At 68.4% G+C, this 22216-nt stretch carries 17 protein-coding genes; 7 read left to right on the top strand and 10 right to left on the bottom strand.

Annotated elements, in window-relative coordinates; translation table 11 throughout:
- Positions 1–41: 41 nt before the first annotated feature.
- From GII31_RS08280 to clpS, 8 genes are all read right to left on the bottom strand, one after another.
- Positions 42–800 carry a cyclic nucleotide-degrading phosphodiesterase gene (locus tag GII31_RS08280; RefSeq protein ID WP_213248472.1) on the bottom strand — a complete coding sequence of 253 codons (759 nt, stop codon included), beginning with the start codon at positions 798–800 and terminating at the stop codon, positions 42–44.
- A gap of 66 nt (positions 801–866) precedes the next feature.
- Positions 867–1673, bottom strand: coding sequence for a glutamate racemase (gene murI, locus GII31_RS08275; protein WP_407649971.1), 807 nt, complete (start codon positions 1671–1673; stop codon positions 867–869).
- The gene (locus GII31_RS08270; RefSeq protein ID WP_213250045.1) at positions 1667–2308 is read right to left on the bottom strand and encodes a rhomboid family intramembrane serine protease; all 642 of its coding nucleotides are present in this window, start codon (positions 2306–2308) and stop codon (positions 1667–1669) included. The genes murI and GII31_RS08270 overlap by 7 nt, the downstream gene beginning before the upstream one ends.
- Before the next feature lie 73 nt (positions 2309–2381).
- On the bottom strand, positions 2382–3350 hold the full coding sequence (locus GII31_RS08265; protein ID WP_213248470.1) for a PLP-dependent cysteine synthase family protein: 969 nt from the start codon (positions 3348–3350) through the stop codon (positions 2382–2384).
- Between the two features lie 7 nt (positions 3351–3357).
- On the bottom strand, positions 3358–3645 hold the full coding sequence (locus tag GII31_RS08260) for a MoaD/ThiS family protein (protein WP_213248469.1): 288 nt from the start codon (positions 3643–3645) through the stop codon (positions 3358–3360).
- Positions 3646–3701: 56 nt separating this feature from the next.
- Entirely contained in the window at positions 3702–4151 is a 450-nt protein-coding gene (locus tag GII31_RS08255; RefSeq protein ID WP_213248467.1) for a Mov34/MPN/PAD-1 family protein, read from the bottom strand.
- Between the two features lie 53 nt (positions 4152–4204).
- Positions 4205–4789: an oxidative stress transcriptional regulator AosR gene (gene aosR / locus GII31_RS08250; protein WP_213248465.1), complete on the bottom strand. Its 585-nt coding sequence runs from the start codon at positions 4787–4789 to the stop codon at positions 4205–4207.
- A gap of 35 nt (positions 4790–4824) precedes the next feature.
- Positions 4825–5148 carry an ATP-dependent Clp protease adapter ClpS gene (clpS, locus tag GII31_RS08245; protein WP_213248463.1) on the bottom strand — a complete coding sequence of 108 codons (324 nt, stop codon included), beginning with the start codon at positions 5146–5148 and terminating at the stop codon, positions 4825–4827.
- 19 nt (positions 5149–5167) lie between these two features.
- On the opposite strand from clpS, the gene GII31_RS08240 reads away from it, so the two are divergent.
- From GII31_RS08240 to GII31_RS08210, 7 genes are all read left to right on the top strand, one after another.
- Positions 5168–6469: a nicotinate phosphoribosyltransferase gene (locus GII31_RS08240; RefSeq protein WP_213248461.1), complete on the top strand. Its 1302-nt coding sequence runs from the start codon at positions 5168–5170 to the stop codon at positions 6467–6469.
- Positions 6470–6478: 9 nt separating this feature from the next.
- A complete protein-coding gene (locus GII31_RS08235) occupies positions 6479–7072 on the top strand; it encodes an isochorismatase family protein (protein ID WP_213248459.1) in 594 nt (197 codons plus the stop codon).
- A gap of 89 nt (positions 7073–7161) precedes the next feature.
- A complete protein-coding gene (locus GII31_RS08230; RefSeq protein WP_213250042.1) occupies positions 7162–9273 on the top strand; it encodes an ATP-dependent DNA helicase in 2112 nt (703 codons plus the stop codon).
- A 97-nt stretch (positions 9274–9370) separates the two neighbouring features.
- Positions 9371–11374, top strand: a complete 2004-nt coding sequence (locus GII31_RS08225) for a maltotransferase domain-containing protein (protein WP_213248457.1) — start codon at positions 9371–9373, stop codon at positions 11372–11374.
- Position 11375: 1 nt separating this feature from the next.
- Positions 11376–13721, top strand: a complete 2346-nt coding sequence (glgB, locus tag GII31_RS08220; protein ID WP_246222170.1) for a 1,4-alpha-glucan branching protein GlgB — start codon at positions 11376–11378, stop codon at positions 13719–13721.
- 2 nt (positions 13722–13723) lie between these two features.
- Positions 13724–14968, top strand: a complete 1245-nt coding sequence (locus GII31_RS08215) for an alpha-hydroxy acid oxidase (protein ID WP_213248455.1) — start codon at positions 13724–13726, stop codon at positions 14966–14968.
- 272 nt (positions 14969–15240) lie between these two features.
- Positions 15241–18573 carry a BTAD domain-containing putative transcriptional regulator gene (locus GII31_RS08210; protein WP_213248453.1) on the top strand — a complete coding sequence of 1111 codons (3333 nt, stop codon included), beginning with the start codon at positions 15241–15243 and terminating at the stop codon, positions 18571–18573.
- 153 nt (positions 18574–18726) lie between these two features.
- Here GII31_RS08210 and GII31_RS08205 read toward each other — a convergent pair whose 3' ends face one another.
- Together GII31_RS08205 and GII31_RS08200 are read right to left on the bottom strand one after the other, a co-directional pair.
- Positions 18727–20871 (bottom strand): MMPL family transporter, encoded by a 2145-nt coding sequence (locus GII31_RS08205; protein WP_213248451.1) that lies wholly within the window; start codon positions 20869–20871, stop codon positions 18727–18729.
- Positions 20872–21239: 368 nt separating this feature from the next.
- Complete coding sequence (locus tag GII31_RS08200) at positions 21240–22172, bottom strand: tetratricopeptide repeat protein (RefSeq protein WP_213250040.1); 933 nt, start codon at positions 22170–22172, stop codon at positions 21240–21242.
- Positions 22173–22216: the final 44 nt, after the last annotated feature.

The raw sequence follows: 22216 nt of genomic DNA, 5'->3' as shown, positions 1-22216 counted from the left end.
GGGATGAACCGGCCGGGACGGGTACCCGCCAGGCGGGACCGCTACAATTCGAAAACCTGTCCCTGCGAAACCATCTCGATGCGGCCGCTGTACGTCTGGCGCACCTCGTCGTAGATGTCCTGCTTGGCCGTCCACGGCGGAATGTGGGTGATGGCCAGCAGTTTGGCGTTGGCCTTGGTCGCCGCCTCCCCCGCTTCGATGCCCGACAGATGCAGGTGCGGCGGACGTTCGGACGGTGCGTGCGTCCACGACGCCTCGCAGAGAAACAGGTCGGCGTCGGCGGCCAGCTCGATGAGCTCGTCGCACGGCGCGGTGTCGCCGCTGTAGGCCACCACCGTGCCGCCCGGGGCGGTGACCCGGAAACCGTACGAATTGGGTACATGGTCCACGACTACGGGACGGATGACGAAACCACCCAGCTCCACCTCGCCGTCACCCCATTCGTGGACGTCGAAGGTGTCGGTGATGTCGTCGAGTTCGCCGGGTACCTCCGACGATCCGGCGCCGATACGTTCACGACAGCCCGGTGGCCCCCACAGAGGTGTGCGGCAGGTGGCCGGTTCGGGTGCGTATCGCCGCCATACCAACATCGCGGCCAGGTCCATGCAGTGATCGGCGTGCAGATGGCTGAGCGCCACGGCCACCTCGCGCGGGTTGACGATCCGTTGCAGTTCACCGAACGCGCCCGGCCCACAGTCCATCAGCACCGGCTGCTGACCGGGGAGTTGCAGCAGGTACCCCGAGCACGCAGCGCCGGGGCCACCCACACTCCCTGAACATCCGAGCACGGTTAAGCGCATGCAACCACCTTGCCATGCCGTCGACCGGGGACGGCGTATATCAGTCCATAACGTCCCGCGACATGGTCAAAGGTGCTGGACATGCCCCACCGCGGGCCCCAGGAAGCGCGACGACAGCCGCGCGAATAACTCGGGATCACCGGTCGCCTGGAACAGCCGCACCGCCTCGCGCCCGGTGTGCGGCGAGAGCATGTCGCGCTCGGTGAGCACCCGGAACACATCCTTGGCGGTCTCCTCCGCGCTCGATACCAGGGTCACCTGGTCCCCCATGGCCAGGGCGATAACCCCGGACAGCAACGGATAGTGGGTGCAGCCGAGCACCACGGTGTCGACGTCGGCCTGCTGCAGTGGTTCGAGATAGCCCTGCGCCAGGCCCAGGATCTGCCGGCCGCTGGTGACGCCGCGTTCGACGAAGTCGACGAAACGCGGGCACGCGACGGCGGTGATGACCGAATCCCGGGCCGCGGCGAACGAATCCTGGTAGGCACGCGAGGAGATGGTGGCCTCGGTGCCGATCACCCCGATGCGACCGGTCTTGGTGGCCGCCACCGCCCGCCGCACCGCGGGCAGGATGACCTCGATGACCGGGATCGGCGCGTATCGTTCCCGGGCATCGCGCAGACACGCCGCCGACGCCGTGTTGCAGGCGATGACGATGGCCTTGACCCCGCGCCCGGCCAGGTCGTCGCCGATCGCGAGGGCGTGGGTACGAATCTCGGGAATGGTGAGCCCGCCGTACGGGCCGTTGCCGGTGTCTCCGATGTAGATGATGTCCTCATCGGGCAGCAGGTCGATGATCGCGCGTGCGACGGTGAGTCCGCCGACACCGGAGTCGAAGATCCCGATGGGCGCGGTGGCGTCGGTACTCAGAATCCCACCCCGGTCGACGGGTTGGGCGCGGCGGGCGCGGGGCGGCCACCCTCGCCGCGGTCACGGGCCGCCAGGTACCACGCGGCCGCCACACCGCCGATCGCGCCGAACAGGTGCCCCTGCCACGAGACCGTCTCGTCGGTGGGCAGCACCCCCCACAGGATCGAGCCGTAGACCACGAACACGACGAGCCCGATGAGGATCTGCCGCAGGTTGCGGTTGAAGACGCCCCGGATCAGCAGGTACGTCAGCCAGCCGAAGATGATGCCGGATGCCCCGATCGTGACCGAGTAGGCGGGTGCGGTCAGCCACACCCCGACCCCCGAGATCCCCCAGACGATCGCGGTGACGGCCAGAAACCGCCGCGCCATCAGCAGCACGAAGCCCAGCACCATGCCGGGACCGAGATTGCCGAACAGGTGCGACCAGTCGCCGTGCAGGAACGGCGACCACAGGACGCCGTCGAGACCGCCCAGTTCGCGGGGTTCGATACCGTTCGCGTCGAGGTCGTGGTGAGGGGTCAGCACATCGATCAGTTCGATGACGATCAGCACCGCGGCGATCGCGGCCATCGTGATCGCCGACGTCAACCACAGCGGGCGCGGCTTGCCCGGCTGCTCGGTGGGAGCGGCCGGCATCGGATAGGTCACGTGGTGTCGTCCCCCGTCGGTGATCGAAGACTGTATCGAAGACTGTTCTGCGGCCGGCCGGTCAGGCCCACAGTTGCCCGGCCAGGGCCTGTTGCGCATCGTCCAGGCTACCTTCATAGACCCCCGTCGACAGATACTTCCACCCGGCGTCGGGCACCACCAGTCCGATGTCGGCGCGTTCGGACCGTGTGAGCGCCTGCCGCCCGATCGCCCGGGCCGCGTGCAGGATCGCTCCCGTCGACACCCCGGCGAAGATCCCTTCGAGGTCGATCAGTTCGCGCACCCGGGCCACCGCGTCGGCACCGGTCACCGAGAAGCGCCGGGTGAGCACCCGCGCGTCGTACAGTTCGGGGACGAAGCCCTCGTCGATGTTGCGCAGCCCGTACACCTCGTCGCCGTAGCGCGGTTCGGCGGCGACGATCTGCACATCGGGCGACCGCTCGCGCAGGTACCGACCCACCCCCATCAGGGTGCCGGTGGTGCCCAGACCCGCCACGAAATGGGTGATCTCGGGCAGGTCGGCGAACAGCTCGGGTCCGGTGCCCTCATAGTGGGCGAGCATGTTGGCCTCGTTGCCGTACTGGTACAGCATCACCCAGCCGGGGTTGGCGGCCGCGAGCTCCTTGGCCATGGCCACCGCGGTGTTGGATCCGCCGGCGGCGGGCGAGGAGATCACCTCGGCACCGAACATCCGCAGCAGCGAACGACGCTCGTCGGAGGTGTTCTCCGGCATCACACAGATGAGCCGGTAGCCCTTGACCTTGGCCGCCATCGCCAGCGAGATCCCGGTGTTGCCGCTGGTCGGTTCGAGAATCGTGGCACCCGGCGTCAATGTGCCGGCGCGTTCGGCGGCCTCGATCATCCGCAGCGCGGGACGGTCCTTGATCGACCCGGTCGGATTCCGGTCCTCAAGTTTGGCCCACAGCCGCACGTGCGGGCCGTCGTCGTCGTGCCAGCGGGGCGATAGCCGCTGCAGTCCGATCAGCGGGGTGTGGCCCACCGAGTCGATGAGCGAGTCGTACCGTGCCACGTCGCGATCAGCCGCCCGCGACGGCCGGCAAGATGGTCACCTCGTCGCCGTCGGCGACTGCGGTGGCCAGGCCCCCGGTGAACCGCACGTCCTCATCGTTGACGTACACGTTGACGAAACGGTGCAGCTTGTCGGTGCCGGCATCGTCGGGGGCGACGAGACGTTCCTTGATACCGGGGTGCGCGGACTCGAGGGTGTCGATCAGTTCGGTGAGGGTGGCGCCGGTCGCCTCGACGCGCTTCTCACCTCCGGTATGCGGTCGCAGGATCGTGGGGATGGATACGGTCACGGCCATGGGTTCTCCTGACGTCTGGGGTTGCTGTGGTGGACGATTCGGTGGCGGGATGATCGTCAGGTCGGCTGTGACGGCCGGGCGTCGTCCATCTGAACCGGTTCCTCGATGATCTGGACGAGTTCCTCGGTGACCACCCCGTCGACGATGCGGTAGCTCCGGATCTCCGCCACCTGCGGATCACGGGTGGAGATCAGCACGTAGTGCGCCGCCGGTTCACCGGCGTACGAGATGTCGGTGCGGCTCGGATAGGCCTCGGTGGCGGTGTGCGAGTGATAGATGACCACCGGCTCCTCGTCGGCACGGTCCATCTCCCGCCACACCGTGAGCTGTTCGGCCGAGTCGAACCGGTAGAACGTGGGCGACCGTTCGGCGTTGAGCATCGGGATGAACCGTTCCGGACGGTCCGAACCCTCGGGGCCCGCGATCACGCCGCACGCCTCGTCCGGGTGGTCGGCGCGCGCGTGGGCGACCATCCGGTCGAGCAGCGCGCGGCTGATAGTCACCATGGCCGAGTCAACGCGCCGATCACCGGTGGGCATTCCCGGCCGGCCCGATCCGGTCAGGACGACATCACTACCGCGACCAGGCTGTCCTGCATGTACGTCAACCAGTGATAGACGTCGAGGTGCGCGGCATGCGGATGGTCCGGCGGCAACTCGGCGGGGGTGTCCTCGGTGATCCCGAGCATCGCCCCGAGCGCCAGGCGCACATCATTGAGGGCGGTGAGCCACTGTTCGGCAGCCTCGTCGGTGAGGACGACCGGACCCCCGCCGGCGGGCACCGAGTCGAGCACCACCTTCGCCGCGGCCAGCTTCGCGTCGATGATGATCGGTTCGTTCACGCTGCGCAGGCCGGCGTTGAGATCTCCGTTGACCACGTCAGCGGCCAGCTCCCGCTCCTGGTCGGGGCGGTGGAAGTCCGGAAGCAACCGGCCCAGGGTCACATCCCCGGGCGCGTCCCGGTGTCCGGTACGGATGCCGGTCAGGGCGGCCAGTTCGTCGGCGGGCGGTGCACTCGACTCCCGTTCGCCGAGCAGTTCCACGAGCGAGGTGACCATCGAGTGCAGCAATTCGGCCTCATGCGGTTCGAACACCGCACGGATCTGCCGGGACCGCCCTCGACCTTCACGTTTCCAGGTGCGCACACCTCACATGGTAGGCGGCCGATCGTGGCGCCCGGTCAGGTGTCGCGCTGCATGGTGGCCCACAGGCCGGCCGCGTGCAGCTTACGCACGTCGGTCTCCATCTTGTCGCGGTCGCCCGCCGACACCACGGCCTTGCCCTCGTTGTGCACCTGCAGCATCAACTCGTTGGCGCGGGCCTCGGAGTACCCGAAGACCTTCTGGAACACGAACGTCACGTACCGCATCAGGTTGACCGGGTCATCCCACACGATCGTCACCCAGGGACGATCCACTCCCAGTTGTGGATCGGCGACCTCGGGATCGGCTACGGCCGCCGAACCGGGGGTAGCCTCGTGCGCACACCATCTGTCCGCATGCATACGAATAGGGTAGGCGATTGTGAATCCCGACAACACAGCCCTGCTGACCGATCACTATGAACTGACCATGGTGTCGGCCGCTCTGCGCGGGCCCCTGGCGTCGCGTTCCTGTGTGTTCGAGGTGTTCGCCCGTCGTCTTCCCGACGGCCGCCGCTACGGGGTCGTGGCCGGCACCGGGCGTCTGATCGAGGAACTGACCCGTTTCCGGTTCGGCGACGACGAGATCGCGCAGGTGTCACGGTTCCTCGACGAGGACACCGTCGCCTGGTTGCGGGGGTACCGGTTCGGCGGTGACATCGACGGCTACCGCGAGGGCGAGCTGTACTTTCCGGGCTCCCCCATCCTGACCGTCCGTGGCACCTTCGCCGAGGCGGTCATCCTCGAAACCCTGGTCCTGTCGATCCTCAACCACGATTCGGCGATCGCCTCGGCCGCCGCTCGCATGGTGAGCGCCGCGGCCAGGCGGCCGATCATCGAGATGGGCAGCAGGCGCACCCATGAGCGGGCCGCCGTCGCCTCCGCCCGCGCCGCCTATCTGGCGGGGGTCGCGGCGACCTCGAACCTGGAGGCCGCCCGCACCTTCGGCGTGCCGAGCGCCGGCACCGCCGCGCACGCGTTCACCCTCGGCTTCGCCGGGGCCGACGGCCCCGACGAAAAGGCCGCGTTCGCCGCGCAGGTGGCGGCGCTGGGCACCGACACGACCCTGCTCGTCGACACCTACGACATCACCCAGGGTGTACGCAACGCCGTCGAGGTGGCCGGTCCCGGGCTCGGCGCGGTGCGCATCGATTCGGGCGATCTGGGCGTGCTGGCCCGCCAGGTACGCGACCAGCTCGATTCGCTCGGGGCCCCCGACGTGAAGATCGTGGTGTCCGGCGACCTCGACGAATACGCCATCGCCTCGCTGCGGGCCGAGCCGGTCGACACTTACGGGGTGGGCACCTCGCTGGTCACCGGCAGCGGCGCCCCGACCGCCGGGATGGTCTACAAACTGGTGGAGGTCGACGGCATCCCGGTGGCCAAGCGGGCCAGTCACAAGGCATCGGTGGGTGGCGCCAAGTCGGCGGTCCGGCTCGCCCGCGCCAGCGGCACCGTGGTCGAGGAGGTGGTGTACCACGCCGGTGCCCCGGTACCCGACGGCGACGGGCATTCGGTACGGCCGCTGCAGATTCCACTGGTGCGCGGCGGTGCTCCGGTCGACGACCTGCCGCCCCTCACCGACAGCCGGGCCCACCTGGCCGACGGGCTGGTGAGTCTGCCCTGGGAGGGGCTGGGTCTCTCGCACGGCGATCCCGCGATCCCGACCCGCTACGAGCTCTAGGAGAACCGCATGTCCCGCAAGGATCGCGCCCTGATCGTCGTCGACGTGCAGAACGACTTCTGTGAGGGCGGCGCGCTGGGCGTCAACGGCGGCGCCGACGTCGCCGAGGCCATCACCGGCCTGCTGCCCGAGTACGCCACCGTCGTGGCCACCCGCGACTACCACATCGACCCGGGTGATCACTTCTCCGACAATCCCGACTTCGTCGACAGCTGGCCCCCGCACTGCCGCGTCGGCACCGACGGGGTGGGATTTCATCCCGCGTTCGACACCGGCCCGGTGGCCGAGGTGTTCGCCAAGGGGCACTACAGCGCCGCCTACTCGGGCTTCGAGGGTGCCGCCGAGGACGGCACGTCCCTGGCCGACTGGCTCGCCGCACGCGACATCACCGCCGTCGACGTCGTCGGCATCGCCACCGATCACTGTGTGCGCGCCACGGCGCTCGACGCGGTGGCCGCGGGACTGTCCACCCGCGTGCTGTTGAACTTCACCGCGGGCGTGGCCGCCCCCACCTGCCGGGACGCGCTCGCGCGGATGCGCGATGCCGGTGTCGTTCTCGACGGCGACCTGCTCTACGACGGCTCGTCGGCGTTCTCCGGGTGAGCCCGCTCGAGAACTCCTCGGTGCGCACGCGGTCGGGGGGCAGCAGTTCGGGAAAGAGGGGTTCGGGAAACAGGGACTCGGACGACACGATTGCCGAGGTTCCCGACCTTCTCGACAGCGCGGTCGCCGCTCTCGGCGGGGCCCGGCGCGACGGTCAGCTGCGGATGGCCTCGGCGGTGGCCCACTCCATCGACACCGGCGAACACCTCGCGGTGCAGGCGGGCACCGGCACCGGAAAGTCGCTGGCCTACCTGGTCCCGTCCATCCGGCATGCCGTCACATCCGGTCACACCGTGGTCGTCTCCACGGCCACCATCGCCTTGCAGCGTCAGCTGATCGATCGTGATCTGCCGCGACTGGCGACCGCCCTCAAGGGCCCGATCGGCCGCGAACCAACCTTCGCCATTCTCAAAGGCCGATCGAACTACCTGTGTCTGAACAAGATTCACACCGCGCAGACCGAGGAGAACGGAGGCGAGCTGTTCGACCCGTTCGAGATCTCCCGCACCGGCCGGGAGGTGGCGCGGTTGCACGAGTGGTGCTCGGACACCGAGACCGGCGATCGCGACGATCTGGTCCCGGGCGTCTCCGATCGCGGGTGGCGGCAGGTCAGCGTATCGGCGCGAGAGTGCCTGGGCGCGACGAACTGTTCCTACGGCGAGGACTGCTTCGCCGAACTGGCCCGTCGCAAAGCCGCGCAGGCCGATCTGGTGGTCACCAATCACGCGATGCTCGCCATCGACGCCCTCAGCCCGGCGACGATCCTGCCCGAGCACGATGTGGTGGTCGTCGACGAGGCACACGAGTTGGTCGACCGCATCACCTCGGTCTCCACCGACGAACTGTCGGCGGCATCAATCGCCCTGATCGCCCGGCGCTGCGGCAAACTCATCGATGAGGAGACCACGGACGCGCTGCTGGGCGCCGGTGAGCAATTCGGCGAGTTCCTCGACGAGGTGCGCACCGGCGAGTGGACAACGATGCCCTCCGGCGGCGACGCGGTGTTCGCGTCGTTGCGCGACAGACTGTGGCAGGCCCACACGGCGATCGGGCCGGTGCGGGGCGCCGGAGGGATATCCGCCGACAACCAGGACGTCGACAGCGCGGCCGCCCGCTCGGCCGCGCTGACCGCGCTGGAGAACGCGCACGACGCCGTGGTCCGGTTGCTCGGCGCGTTCGACGAACAGGACATGTCCAAGCGCCGGGACGTGGTGTGGGTGACCGCCGAACCGATCAACCGCACCGGTGGGACCGGGCGAGCGGAGCGACGGGATATGTCACCTCGCGTGCTGTGCATGGCCCCGCTCAGCGTGGGCGGGTTGTTGCGCAGCACCCTGTTCGCCGGTGCCACCGTGATCCTCACCTCGGCCACTCTCACCATCGGCGGCAACTTCGACGCCCTCGCGGTCAACTGGGGGCTGCCCGCGCACGGCGGCGGTACGTCGGGGGCAGCGGTCGACGTCACCGCGACCGGCAAGACGCCGCCTTCGGACACGTCGTCGGTGCGGTGGAACGGTCTCGACGCCGGTTCGCCGTTCGACTATCCGCGTTCGGCGATCCTGTACGTCGCCAAACATCTGCCGCGGCCGGGCCGCGATGCGCTCTCCGAACCGGTGCGCACCGAGATCGCCGAGTTGATCGACGCCGCCGGTGGCCGGACCCTGGGCCTGTTCTCCTCGATGCGGGCCGCCCGCGAGGCCACCGAGTTCATGCGCGAGCACAGCACGCGCACCATCCTGTGCCAGGGCGACGACTCCACCTCGACCTTGGTCAAGCGCTTCACCGACGACCCGGAGACCTGCCTGTTCGGCACGTTGTCGCTGTGGCAGGGCGTCGATGTGCCCGGCCCGTCGCTGAGTCTGGTCCTGATCGACCGGATCCCGTTCCCGCGGCCGGACGATCCGCTGATGACGGCCCGTCAGCGGGCGGTCAGCGCGCGCGGCGGCAACGGCTTCCTGGCGGTGGCGGCCAATCACGCGGCGCTGCTCCTGGCCCAGGGCACCGGCCGGCTGCTGCGCTCGACCGCCGACCGCGGGGTGGTGGCGGTGCTCGATTCACGGCTGGCGACCGCCGGCTACGGCGGATATCTGGTGGCCTCGCTGCCCCCGTTCTGGCGGACCACCGATCCTGCCGTCACCCGGGCGGCGCTGCGCCGACTGGCCGGCCCGCCCCGACCGGATGGGCCGGGACGTGCCGTGTGATGTCCACACAGTGGGAGACTGTGTCCATCGCGCTGAGAGCTCGATCGTTTTCGCCTACGGTTAGGTGTCAGCGCAAGCAGCCGCGAGAGGGGGCCGTGTGATCGGCCGGATGGGCATCGACGACATCTCACCGATGGTTTCCGCTGGTTTATACCCAGCGAAAGCCGTTGTAGGCGAACTTGTTCCGATCAGTGCCGCAGCCTGGCGCGAGGGGCACGACGCTATCGGCGTCACCCTGCACGTCCTAGGCCCCGCCCGCGGCCGGCGTCGCGACATCCCGATGCGCCCCTCGGTCGAACCCGATGTCTTCAACGGCGCGTTCGTCCCCGACACCCCGGGATTCTGGAGCTTCCGCATCGACGCCTGGAGCGATCCGTACGCCACGTGGCGTTCGGCCGTGATCAAGAAGCTCGACGCGGGCCAGGGCGCGGCCGACCTCGCCAACGACATCGAGATCGGTGTGGGGGTGCTGACTCGCGCGCTCGAGCTGGTGCCCGCCGATTCCCGCGAGACGGTGAACGCGGCGATCGACGCCCTGCGCTCACCGCGCCGGCGCGTCGAGAACCGGGTGGGCCCGGGCACCGGCGAGGAGATCGCCGAACTGCTCACCCGGCACCCGGTGCGGGAACTGGTCACCAGATCCCGCACGTACCGGGTGTGGGTGGACCGCCGCCGTGCCCTGTACGGCTCCTGGTACGAGTTCTTTCCGCGATCGACGGGTGGCTGGGACAACGACGGCAACCCCGTCCACGGCACATTCCTGACCGCCGTCAACGAACTGCCGAGGATCGCCGGCATGGGTTTCGACGTGGTGTACCTGCCGCCGATCCATCCGGTCGGCGAGGTCAACCGCAAGGGGCCCGACAACACTCTCATCGCCGGACCCGACGACGTGGGCTCACCGTGGGCGATCGGTTCGGCCGACGGCGGGCACGACGCCATCCATCCCGCACTCGGCACCGTCGAGGACTTCGCCTATTTCGTGAGCCGGGCCCGCGAGCTCGATCTCGAGGTGGCGCTGGATCTGGCGTTGCAGTGCGCGCCGGATCATCCCTGGGCCACAGCGCATCCCGAATGGTTCACCACGTTGCCCGACGGCACCATCGCCTACGCCGAGAATCCGCCCAAGAAGTACCAGGACATCTATCCACTCAATTTCGACAACGACCGCAACGGCATCTACAAGGCCGTACTCGACGTGGTACTGCACTGGATCAAGTTGGACGTCAAGATCTTCCGGGTCGACAATCCGCACACCAAACCACCCAACTTCTGGGAGTGGCTGATCGTCGAGGTGAAAAAGCGCCATCCCGAGGTACTGTTCCTGGCCGAGGCGTTCACGCGGCCCGCCCGGCTGTACGGCCTGGCCCGGCTCGGATTCACCCAGTCCTACACGTATTTCACGTGGAAGACCCACAAGTGGGAGCTGGAGCAGTTCGGCCGCGAACTGGCCGACCACGCCGATGAGGCGCGCCCCAATCTGTTCGTGAACACCCCGGACATCCTGCACGAGAGCCTGCAGCACGGCGGCCCCGGCATGTTCGCCTTGCGGGCGGCGCTCGCCGCCACGCTCGCCCCCACCTGGGGCATGTACAGCGGCTACGAACTGTACGAGCATGTAGCGGTCAAGGCCGGCAGCGAGGAGTATCTGCACTCCGAGAAGTACGAGCTGCGCCCGCGCGACTACAAGGCCGCCGCCTCCAACGGCATGTCACTGGAACCGTGGATCACCTCGCTCAACCTGATCCGCAGGCGGCATCCGGCGCTACAGCAGTTGCGCAACATCACCTTTCACCATCTCGACAACCCGGCACTCATCGCCTATTCGAAGGTCGACCCGGTGAACGGCGACCGGGTGGTGGTGGTGATCAACCTCAATCCGTACGGCACCGAGTCCTCCACGCTGTGGCTGGACATGCCGGCACTCGGTCTCGACTGGCAGGACCGGTTCGCCGGCCGAGATGAGGTAAGCGGAGAGGAATTCCATTGGGGTCAAGCAAATTTCATCCAACTCGAACCGTGGAAGGCCGTGGCGCACATCGTGTCCCTGCCCCCGTTGGCGCCGGCCGCCGCCGAAGCGCTCTCCTACCGGGTGCGCTGACATGACCGGCGTACCCGATGCCCGCGCACCGCAGCACGATCTGAATCAGCTCGGCAGCCTCACCCATTCCGACCCGCATGCCTTCCTCGGCGCGCACGAGACCGCCGACGGGTATACCATCCTGCGCACGCTGCGGCCCACCGCGCTGTCGGTGGCGGCGGTGATCGGCGGCGTCGACTATCCGATGACCGCCGACCCTTCTCCCGCCGCCCGGGACCTGTTCTCGGTGGCCGTACCGATCTCCGGTCTCGCCGACTATCGCTACCGGATCACCTACCCCGACGGCGCCGGCGGCGCCGACGAATTCGTGGTGGCCGACGGCTACCGTTTCCTGCCCAGCATCGGGGACGTGGACGTGCACCTGTTCGCCGAGGGCCGGCACGAAACCCTGTGGGAGGTGTTGGGGGCGCGGGTGGTCTCGTACGTCACCGCCGACGGCGAGGTCACCGGTACCGCGTTCGCGGTGTGGGCACCCAATGCCAAGGGAGTTGCGGTCGTCGGTGATTTCGACGACTGGGGCGGCCGCGCCCACCCGATGCGGATGATCGGTTCCAGCGGCGTGTGGGAGGTGTTCGTCCCCGATGTGCGCGGCGGCACGCGCTACAAGTTCCGGGTGCACGGCGCCGACGGCATCATCCGCGACAAGGCCGATCCGATGGCACGTCAGACCAATCCGCCCCCGGCCACGTCCTCGATCGTCAACGAGACCACGTATGTGTGGACCGACGGCGACTGGCTCTCCCGCCGCGCCGAGGCGAATCCCGTCGAGCAGCCGATGAGCATCTACGAGGTGCATCTGGGTTCGTGGCGCCTGGGTCTGGGCTACCGTGAGCTCGCCGATCAACTCGGCGCGTACGTCGTGGAGAAAGGATTCACCCACGTCGAGTTCCTGCCGGTGGCCGAGCATCCGTTCGGCGGGTCGTGGGGCTATCAGGTCACCTCGTACTACGCCCCCACCTCACGTTTCGGAAGTCCCGACGATCTGCGGTATCTGATCGACCATCTCCACTCGCTCGGGATCGCGGTGATCGTGGACTGGGTTCCGGCGCATTTCCCCAAGGACGACTGGGCGCTGGCACGGTTCGACGGCACCGCGCTGTACGAGCATGCCGATCCGCTACGGGGCGAGCAACTCGACTGGGGCACCTACGTCTTCGACTTCGGCAGGCACGAGGTGCGCAACTTCCTGGTGGCCAACGCGTTGTTCTGGTTCAGCGAGTTCCACATCGACGGCCTGCGCGTGGACGCGGTCGCCTCGATGCTGTACCTGGACTATTCGCGGCCGTCGGGGCAGTGGCGGCCCAACATCCACGGCGGCCGCGAGAACCTGGAGGCCGTCCAGTTTCTGCAGGAAACCAATGCGACAGTGCACAAACACTTCCCGGGTGTGGTGACCATCGCCGAGGAGTCCACCGCATGGCCGGGGGTGACCCGGATGACCGATGCCGACGGACTCGGCTTCACCCTCAAATGGAACATGGGGTGGATGCACGACACACTCGGCTATCTCACCCGCGAGCAGGTGCATCGCAGCTTTCACCACCAGGATCTGACGTTCTCGCTGATGTATGCCTGGAGCGAGAGCTTCGTACTGCCCATCTCGCACGACGAGGTGGTGCACGGCAAGGGCACGCTGTGGACCCGGATGCCCGGCGACGCCTTCATCAAGGCGTGCGGGGTGCGGATCTTCCTGGCGTACATGTGGTCTCATCCGGGCAAACAGCTGCTGTTCATGGGCCAGGAGTTCGGCCAGTCCGGCGAGTGGGCCGACAACCGGAGCCTGGACTGGGACCAGATGCAGGGTTGGGAAGGCGAGCTGCATTCGGGCATCTCGGCCCTGGTCGGTGACCTGAACAGCATCTACCGGGCCTGCCCCGCCCTGTACAGCCAGGACTCGACACCCGACGGTTTCTCCTGGATCGAGGCCGACGACGCCGCCAACAACGTGATCACCTTCCTGCGATTCGGGTCGGACGGGTCGGCGATGGCGTGCCTGTTCAACTTCTCGGGCAGCGACCGCGGTGACTACCGCGTCGGATTGCCCGCCGGCGGAACGTGGACGGAGATCTTGAACACCGATTCGGTGGCGTACAGCGGTCGCGGCATCGGCAACATGGGCAGCGTCGTGGCCGACGGTCCGTCGTGGAACGGTCAGCCGGTGTCGGCGGCGGTGACCATCCCGGCCAACTCGGCGATCTGGCTGATGCGGGAATCTCGGGGCGAGCGAAGCGACGGGAAATCTCGGGGCGAGCGAAGCGACGGGAAATCTCGGGGCGAGCGAAGCGACGGGAAATCTCGGGGCGAGCGAAGCGACGGGAAATCACACGGCGAAGGGATAGACGCGTAGCGATGAGCACTGTACAACGTCAATTCCCCAAGCCTGCCGAACTTCTCGAGCTCATGCGGTTCAAGAAGCCCGAACTGAACGCCCGCAGGCGCAGGCTCGACAAGGCACTGACCATCGACGACCTGCGCACGATCGCCAAACGCCGGACGCCCAGGGCTGCCTTCGATTACACCGACGGAGCCGCCGAGGGCGAGCTGTCGCTGGGGCGGGCACGGCAGGCGTTCAAGGACATCGAGTTCCATCCCGGCATTCTGTCGCCCGCCCCGAGCGTCGACACCTCCTGCGAGATCCTTGGCGCCCGCAGCGCGCTGCCCTTCGGGATCGCACCGACCGGGTTCACCCGGCTGATGCAGACCGAGGGTGAAGTGGCGGGCGCGGGCGCGGCCGGTGCCGCGGGCATCCCGTTCACCCTGTCCACGCTCGGCACCACCTCGATCGAGGACGTGCGTTCGGCAAATCCCGCAGGCCGAAACTGGTTTCAGCTGTATGTGATGCGTGAGCGGCAGATCTCCTACGATCTGGCCCGCCGTGCCGCCGACGCGGGTTTCGACACGTTGATGTTCACCGTCGACACCCCGATCGCCGGAGCGCGACTGCGCGACAAACGCAACGGCTTCTCCATCCCGCCGCAGCTCACGCTCGGCACCGTCGTCAACGCCATCCCCCGGCCGTGGTGGTGGATCGATTTCCTCACCACCCCCACCCTGGAGTTCGCCTCGCTCAGCTCCACCGGCGGCACCGTCGGCGAGCTGCTCAACGCGGCAATGGATCCCACCATCAGCTTCGCCGACCTGGACGTCATCCGCGAGCTGTGGCCGGGCAAGATCGTCGTCAAAGGCGTACAGACCGTGGCGGATTCGGTGCGGCTGCGCGATGTGGGCGTCGACGGCATCGTGCTGTCCAATCACGGTGGCCGACAACTCGACCGGGCGCCCATCCCGTTCCATCTGCTACCCAAGGTCCGGGCCGCCGTCGGCGAGGACTTCACGGTGATGATCGACACCGGGATCATGAACGGCGCCGACATCGTCGCCTCGGTGGCTCTCGGCGCCGACTTCACCCTCATCGGCCGCGCCTACCTCTACGGCCTGATGGCCGGCGGGCGCGAGGGTGTCGACAAAACCATCGAGATCCTGCGCACCGAGATCGAACGCACCATGGCCTTGCTCGGGGTCTCCTCGCCGGCCGAACTCGGCCCCCATCACGTCACCCAGCTCACGCGATACATCCCCCTCCACGACGCGTAACCGACACTCCACCGACTACCGGTCGCAACCCTCATTCTCCGATGACGTCAATTCGCCCCCAGAGTAGGCGTCGATGGCAAGATCGAAGTCGTGCTATCAAGCAGGTGGGGAGGTAGACACACGGAAACCCTTTACCTCAGCTCGGTAACGGTGGGCGAGTTGCGCTACCGCGTCGCCGCGACCCGAGACCAGTCTCCGTTCACAGCTGCCGGCGTGCCCACGATCAATCCGTGGCAGCAACGACCGACCGATCGCCGCACTATCCTTGGCCGGTGAAGTTCGCAATCCTGGGCCATCTGGAGGTGACCCGTGACGGGGTTCCCGTCGACCTGGGCACACCGAAAACCAGGGCACTGCTGGCCGCTCTGGTACTGGCCCGCCCCCATGCGGTGTCAGTGGATTCGCTGATCGGGAAACTGTGGGGTGAGAAACCACCTACCTCGGTGATGACAACGCTGCAGGCGTATGTATCCGGGCTGCGACGCGCTCTCGAACCGGACCGTAAGCCTCGCGAACCCTCCGCCGTACTACTCACCCGGGCACCCGGCTACGCACTTGAGCTCGCTCCCGGCAGCGTCGACGGCGACATCTTCGAATCGGTGATCGGCGCCGCCGACGCGCGCCGCGACGGCCTCGCGGGCCTGGCCGCCGACAATCTGGAACGACTCGATTCCGAGCTGGCCGCCGCGCTGTCGCTGTGGCGCGGCGAGGCATACGCCGACCTGGGCGATGTCGCATTGGCCGAACGAACCAGACTGGACGAACTACGCGCTCTTGGTGAGGAACTGCGCCTGGACGTGTCGACGGCCCTGGGCCGACACACGGCGGTGGTGGCCTCCGCCGAAGCTCTGATCGCCCGCTACCCGCTCCGCGAAAGCCTATGGCGGATCAGGGCCTCGGCACTGGCCCGGTGCGGGCGACAGGCCGAAGCCCTGGCCGTGATCGACGAACTACGCAAGGTGCTCGACGACGAACTCGGCCTGCTCCCCGGACCCGCCATCAGGGAGCTGCAATCAGCTATCCTGCAACAAGATTCGTCCATCTCCTGGACACCCGCCACCATCGGCGGCCCGGCTCCGGAGGCACCCGCGCGGCTATCGGTTCCGTCACGGGCCGAGGTCTCGCCACCACTGCCCTGGCCCACCGCGGGCCGGACGGCCGAACTGGCGGTACTGTCGGCGGCCTGGCGACGATCGCTGACGGGATCGACGGAATTCGTGGTAATCACCGGAGAACCCGGCATCGGCAAGTCACGGCTGGTGACCGAGATGATGGGTGCCGTCGTACGCGACGGGGCACTCGTCGGCTCGGCGCGGTGTTCCCAGGACGACGGCGCACCACCGCTGTGGCCGTGGACGCAGATTCTGGCGCAGTGGGGTCGCGAGCTGCCGACCGTCAGCGCACCCGGCCACGCCGACGACGGCGCCGCGTTCCGGCTGCGGGAGCAGATCGTCGCGGCGGTTCTGGCCGAGTCCGCGGGCCGACCGGTACTTATCGCCATCGACGACTTGCACTGGGCCGACCCGTCGACGCTGCGCGTACTGCAGTTGCTCGGCGAGATCGGCGACAACGCCCAGCTCACGGTGCTGCTCACCTGGCGCGGTGTCGACGGCACCGCCGGCCTGGCGGAACTGTCGGAATCACTGGGGCGGCGCCACGCCACCCGCATCGACCTCGACGGCCTCACCCCGGACGCGGTGGGCGAGGTGATGCGCAGTGTCGCCGGCGGCGTGGCGTCCGATGCGGACGCCGCCCAGCTGGCCGACCGGACCGACGGCAACCCGTTCTTCGTCGTCGAATATGCCCGCCTGGCACAACATTCGGGCAGTGTGTCACAGTTGCTGGCCGAACCACGTCCGCCGACCGCGGTCGGCGAGGTGATCGGTCGGCGGATCGACAGACTCGGCGCCGACACCGCACAGATCCTGCAGACCGCCGCCGTCCTCGGCCGTGCATTCACCCTGCCCGCTCTCTGCGACATGTGCGGGCAGGACCCCGACAGCACCCTGGATCTGCTCGACACCGCCGTCGCCGCCGGGCTGATCCGGGAGGAGGGCATCTGCGAGTTCGTCTTTGCCCACGCACTGGTCCGTGACCACGTGTACGCCGCGTTGCCGCCGACACGACGCGCCCGCGCCCATGCCCGGGCCGGGCAGGTCCTCACCGACCTCGACGGCGGCGCCCGCGAGATCGCCCACCATTGGCTGGCAGCAGGCCCGGACCACCGCGACCGCGCGTGGCGGGCCGCCCGGGCGGCAGCCCGGCAGGCGGCGGAGGTATTCGCCGACGACGAGTCCGTCGAGTTGTACACCGCGGCGCTGAAGGCACTGCGCGCGCACCGGACGCCGGAACGAAACGATGAGTTCGAGCTGTTGCTGGAACTGGCCGAGTGTCATCGCCGACGCGGCGACTGGACCGCGCTGGCCGAACCGCTCGGTGAGGCCGTCGAGATCGCGCGGCGCTCCGGCGACGGCGCCCGTCTGGCCCGGGCCTGCGTCCTCCCTTCGCGCGGGTCGGCGTGGTTCTCGGTGGACATGGGCGAACAGAACGACCTGATCGTCGACGCGCTACGCGAAGCGCTCGCCCTGCTTCCGGAAACCGGCTGCACGAGAGAGCAATCGGCGTTGCGCGCCGAAGCGATGCTGGCGCTGGCCAACGAGACCTACTACACCTCCCCGGCCGCCGGGCGGCGCGCGCTGGTGGAGGCAGCCACCGGCATAGCCACCGACCTGGGCGATGACCGGCTGGAGCTGGCGGCCAATCTCGCCGGGCAGCAGGCGTTGTGGTCGGCCACCAATGCCGCCGCCCGGCTGAGCATGCTCGAGCGGGCCCGGGAACTGGCGATCCGGGTCGGCGATGTGGACAGCCGGATCCTGGCGACATCGCTGTGCGCCAACGCCCACGCCCAACTCGGCCATCCCGAGCGGATGTGGCCGCTGCTGGATATCGCCCTCGACGATGCCCGCCGCCGGCGGCGCCCCTTCCTGGTGATGGTGGTGCTGTCGACGGCGGTGACCTGGCGCGCCATCTCGGGCGATTTCGCCCGCGCACGCGATCTGGCCGACGAGTACTTCCAGCTGGAGCACCGGGTGCGGCTCGCCCAGTCCCCGGTGGCCGCTATGGGTATCCGGCTGGGTGTCGCCCTGTGGGACGGAACACTGCCCGCACTGACCCAATATCTCGGCGGACCCGCCGACGTGCTCCCGGTGGGCTGTTTCCGGGCCGCGCTGCACATCCGCGCCGGACAGCCCGAGCAGGCCCGGGCGGCGTTCGCCGATGCCCCGGATCCACCACTGAACACCCAGGATTGGTACTCGCTCGCCGAATGGGCAACCGCGGGTGAGATTGCCGCCCATCTGGACCTGCCCGAGCTCGGTGTCCACGCCTACGGCTTGCTCGCGCCGCTGGCGGGCTGGTCGGTCAACGCCGGCGCGGGCACCGCGATCGGCCCCGTCGATGCCTTCCTGGCGCTGGCCGCGGCCGCGACCGGTGACCTCGAACTCGCCGCCCGGCACGCCGACGACGCCGAACGACTGATGGACACATGGCGGATCCCGCCCGTCCGGCGGTGGTTCGCCGGCGAGCGGGATCGCTTCGGATTCTGACCAGTCCGGCTCCGCCGATCGCGGCGCCCCCGGCCACGGCACCCAACCCGCCGGTTGAGGCCCTCCGCCGGTCGAGGTACGAGGAGCACACGCGACGAGCCTCGAAGCCCGTTGAGATAGCAGTGTTCTCGATCGGACTCTAAGTCTGTCGGCTCAGCCCACCGGACAAGCCGGCGTCGGTGACTTCTCCCGATCGTCATCGGCCACGTCGAGGTCGATCCGTGGGAGAAGGCGATCCAGCCAGCCCGGCAGCCACCAGTTGTAGCGGCCCAACAGCGACATCGTCGCCGGCACCAGCACCATCCTGATCACGGTCGCGTCGAGGAAGACCGCGACCGCCATTCCGAGGCCCGCCATCTTCAGCATGATGTCGGTCTCGGTGGAGAAGCTCAGGAACACCGCCACCATCACCGCAGCCGCCACCGTGATGACCCGGCCCGTCTTGGCCAATCCGCTGATCACGCTGCCGTGCGGGTCACCTGTGTCGAGCCATTCCTCGCGGATCCGGGAGAGGAGGAACACCTCGTAGTCCATCGACAGTCCGAACAGGATCGCGAAGATCAGGATCGGCACCCAACTCGACACCGCGACGGGCTGATCCACGCCCAACAGGGACGACCCCCAGCCCCACTGGAAGACCGCGGTGATGACGCCGTAGGCGGCCGCCACCGACAGCAGATTCATGACGGCGGCCTTGATCGGGATGATCACCGACCGGAACACAATCGTCAGCAGGATCAACGAGGCGGCGACGACGAATCCGATCACCAGCCACAACCGGACGGCGAGCATGTCGGAGATGTCGTTGTAGTACGCGGTTTCACCGGTCAGCACAGCACCGTCGGGCAGCTGGTCCCGGATCGCCGCGAGCACGTCACCGGTCTGTTCGGCCGACGGACCATAGGCGATGGTCACCGCGGCGATGCCGATCGCCTTGTCCGGGGACGGCATCAGGGGGCTGACCGCCACCACTCCGGGTTGGTGGGAGATCCGTTCGAGTGCCGACACCATCGCCGCCGGATCGGCCTTTCCGGGTCCGGAGGTTTCGGCGACGATCAGCACCTCCGCGTTGGCGCCCGGACCGAATTCCGCGGCCAGTAGATCGTAGGCGCGTCGGGTGGTCAACTCGCCGGACTGCGCACTGGCATCGGACGGCCAGGTCCGCATCGCGACGGCCGGGGCGGCGAGGGTGATCATCACGATCACCGCGAGCAACGCGGCGGCGAGCGGACGACGGCCGACCGCCGCGGCCCAGCGTCCGATGAATGTCTCGGTCGCGGCAACCGGGGCCGCCTCGGCCTTGCGTTCCTTGCGCGGGGTCAGCCGTGCACCGGCGAGCGAGCACAGCGCGGGCACCACCACGAGGGTCGCGGCCAGCATCGCGACCACCGCGATCGCGGTGGCGAACCCGAACGACGAATAGGTGGGCAGTCCCGCCAGCCGCAGGCCCATCAACGACACCAGCACCGTCGTCGCCGCGATCACCGCCGAACGACCGGCGACGGCAACCGATCCGGCGGCCGCCTCGACCACGCCGTGCCCGTCGCGCAGGTACTCCACATGCCGGTTCACCACCAGCAGCGCGTAGTCGATGCCCACACCGAGCCCGACCATGCTCGCCACCATCGGCGCCGACGGGCTGACCTTCATCGCCGTGGCCAACAGCGTGACCCCGGCGGAGGTGGCGACGAGACCGACGATCGCGGAGACGATCGGCAGGCCGGCGGCCACCACCGAACCGAACGCGAGCACCATGATCAACAGCGCCAGCACGATGCCGATGATCTCGGCATAGCCATCCACCGGCGCGGCCGCGGTCTCGGGGACCATGCCGTTCATCTCCACCGTCAGGCCCGCCGCCCGAGCGTCGGCGACGGCCTCGTCGAGTGGCTCATCGTTACCCATCAGATCCTGGTGGGTGACCGGAACGTCGTAGCCGACGGTGATCACCGCGGTATCCCGGTCATCACTGAGCCGGGGTTGCGACACCGTCGCCACATGTGGCATCGCTTCGAGCCTGGTGCGCAGTTCCGCCGTCTCTGCGCCGGTCAGCGCACCGTCGTCCGAGTGCACGACGACGCGGGCGAAGGCATCCCCCACCCCGGGCTGATGCTCACGGAGCAGTTCGACGCCGCGCTGCGACGGCACACCGGTGACGTCCCAGTCCTCCTGAGTGTCGCCGCCGAACACCGCCGACAGGCCCAGCAGCACGACGAGCGCGCCGATACATCCGAGCAGCGCCCGGACCGGATGCCGGGCACTGATGAGTCCCAGCCGGTACAAGAGTGTGGTTTTCATGGCGCCAGGCTCACCCATCCCACTTGGCGTCCACTTGCACCCGGCTTGGAGAAGCGACCGAGACCTGCGAGCGCCTCGGCTCGATTGGCTCCTTCGTCCACCGTGGCCATCCAGATTGAGCTGTATGCGTCAGAGGCCCGCGCACACCGTCCGATGATCACGTTGTCGGCGCCAGGCATGCTCGCTAACGCCCCCATCGGCAGATCCGGAGCGCGTGAGTGGAGGTGCAGCCATTTCTCGGCAATGGCCACGCTCCACGACGTGTGGAACTCAACTATTTTTCGAGAAGCCACGGCCGCCGACTCAGATGACGATCCGCCACATGTGCTGTTGGCTCCGGATTCCGGAGCCAACAGCACATGTGTGGTTCAGAACAGGGCGCTGGCGAGTTTGCGCCGGGCGGCGATGACGAACGGCTCGGCCGGATCGAAGAGTTCGAAGAGCTCCAGCAGCCGGGTACGGGCGGTGGTGCGATCGTCACCGGAGGTCACCTTCACCAACGCGATGATGCGGTCGAAGGCGGCCTCGGGTTGCTGGTTGGCCAGCTGGACATCCGCCGCGGCGAGTTGGGCGTCGACATCACCGGGGGCCGCGGTGTCGACGATCGACGGATCGTGGGCGTTCGCGCGCAACATGAATTCCAGATTGCGCACCAGCGAGGCGGCCTCGGTGTTTGCCGGCTCGTCGGCGGCGATCGTCTTGTACGCGGCCAGCGCGCCGTCGAAATCGCCGTCGTTCATCAGCTGGTCGGCGGCTGCCATCCGCTCGTCGATGACGGGCTCGTCGGCCGGAGCCTCCGCCGCACCGGTGAAGGTGTGGCCGACCTTGGCCAGGATGTCGTCGATCCACGCCGAGACCTGACCGGCCGGTTGCACACCCTGGAATGCGGTGACCGGCTGCCCCTGGGCGATCGCGATGACCATCGGGATCGACTGTGCCCGGAACGCCTGGGCGATTCCGGGGTTGGCGTCGACGTCGACCTTCGCCAGCACCCATGCCCCGCCGGCCTGCGCAGCCAGCGATTCCAGAATGGGCGAGAGCTGCTTACAGGGTCCGCACCAGGTGGCCCACAGATCGACGACCACCAGTTGGCGGGTGGAGCGCTCCAGCACGTCCACCTCGAAGGTGGCGTCGGTGACGTCGATGACCGCCGGACCACCCGTGACCGGCGCGGCGGGATTCTCGTCGCCGGGCCCGGCGACGGGTTCGGCCTGCGGGGCACGTCGATTGCTGTTCTGGGCCGCGGCGCGCTGTGCGTCGGCGCGCTCCTTGAGGGCGGTGAGGTCCACCGCCCCGGACATTGCTACGGCAGCGGCGGCCTGCTGCCGACGAGTGGGTCGAGTCA

Origin of the sequence: Gordonia pseudamarae (assembly GCF_025273675.1) — a bacterium.
Taxonomy (GTDB): Bacteria; Actinomycetota; Actinomycetes; order Mycobacteriales; family Mycobacteriaceae; genus Gordonia; species Gordonia pseudamarae.
Note: the sequence above shows the minus strand (reverse complement) of the source record. Positions and strands in the feature narration are given on the sequence as shown.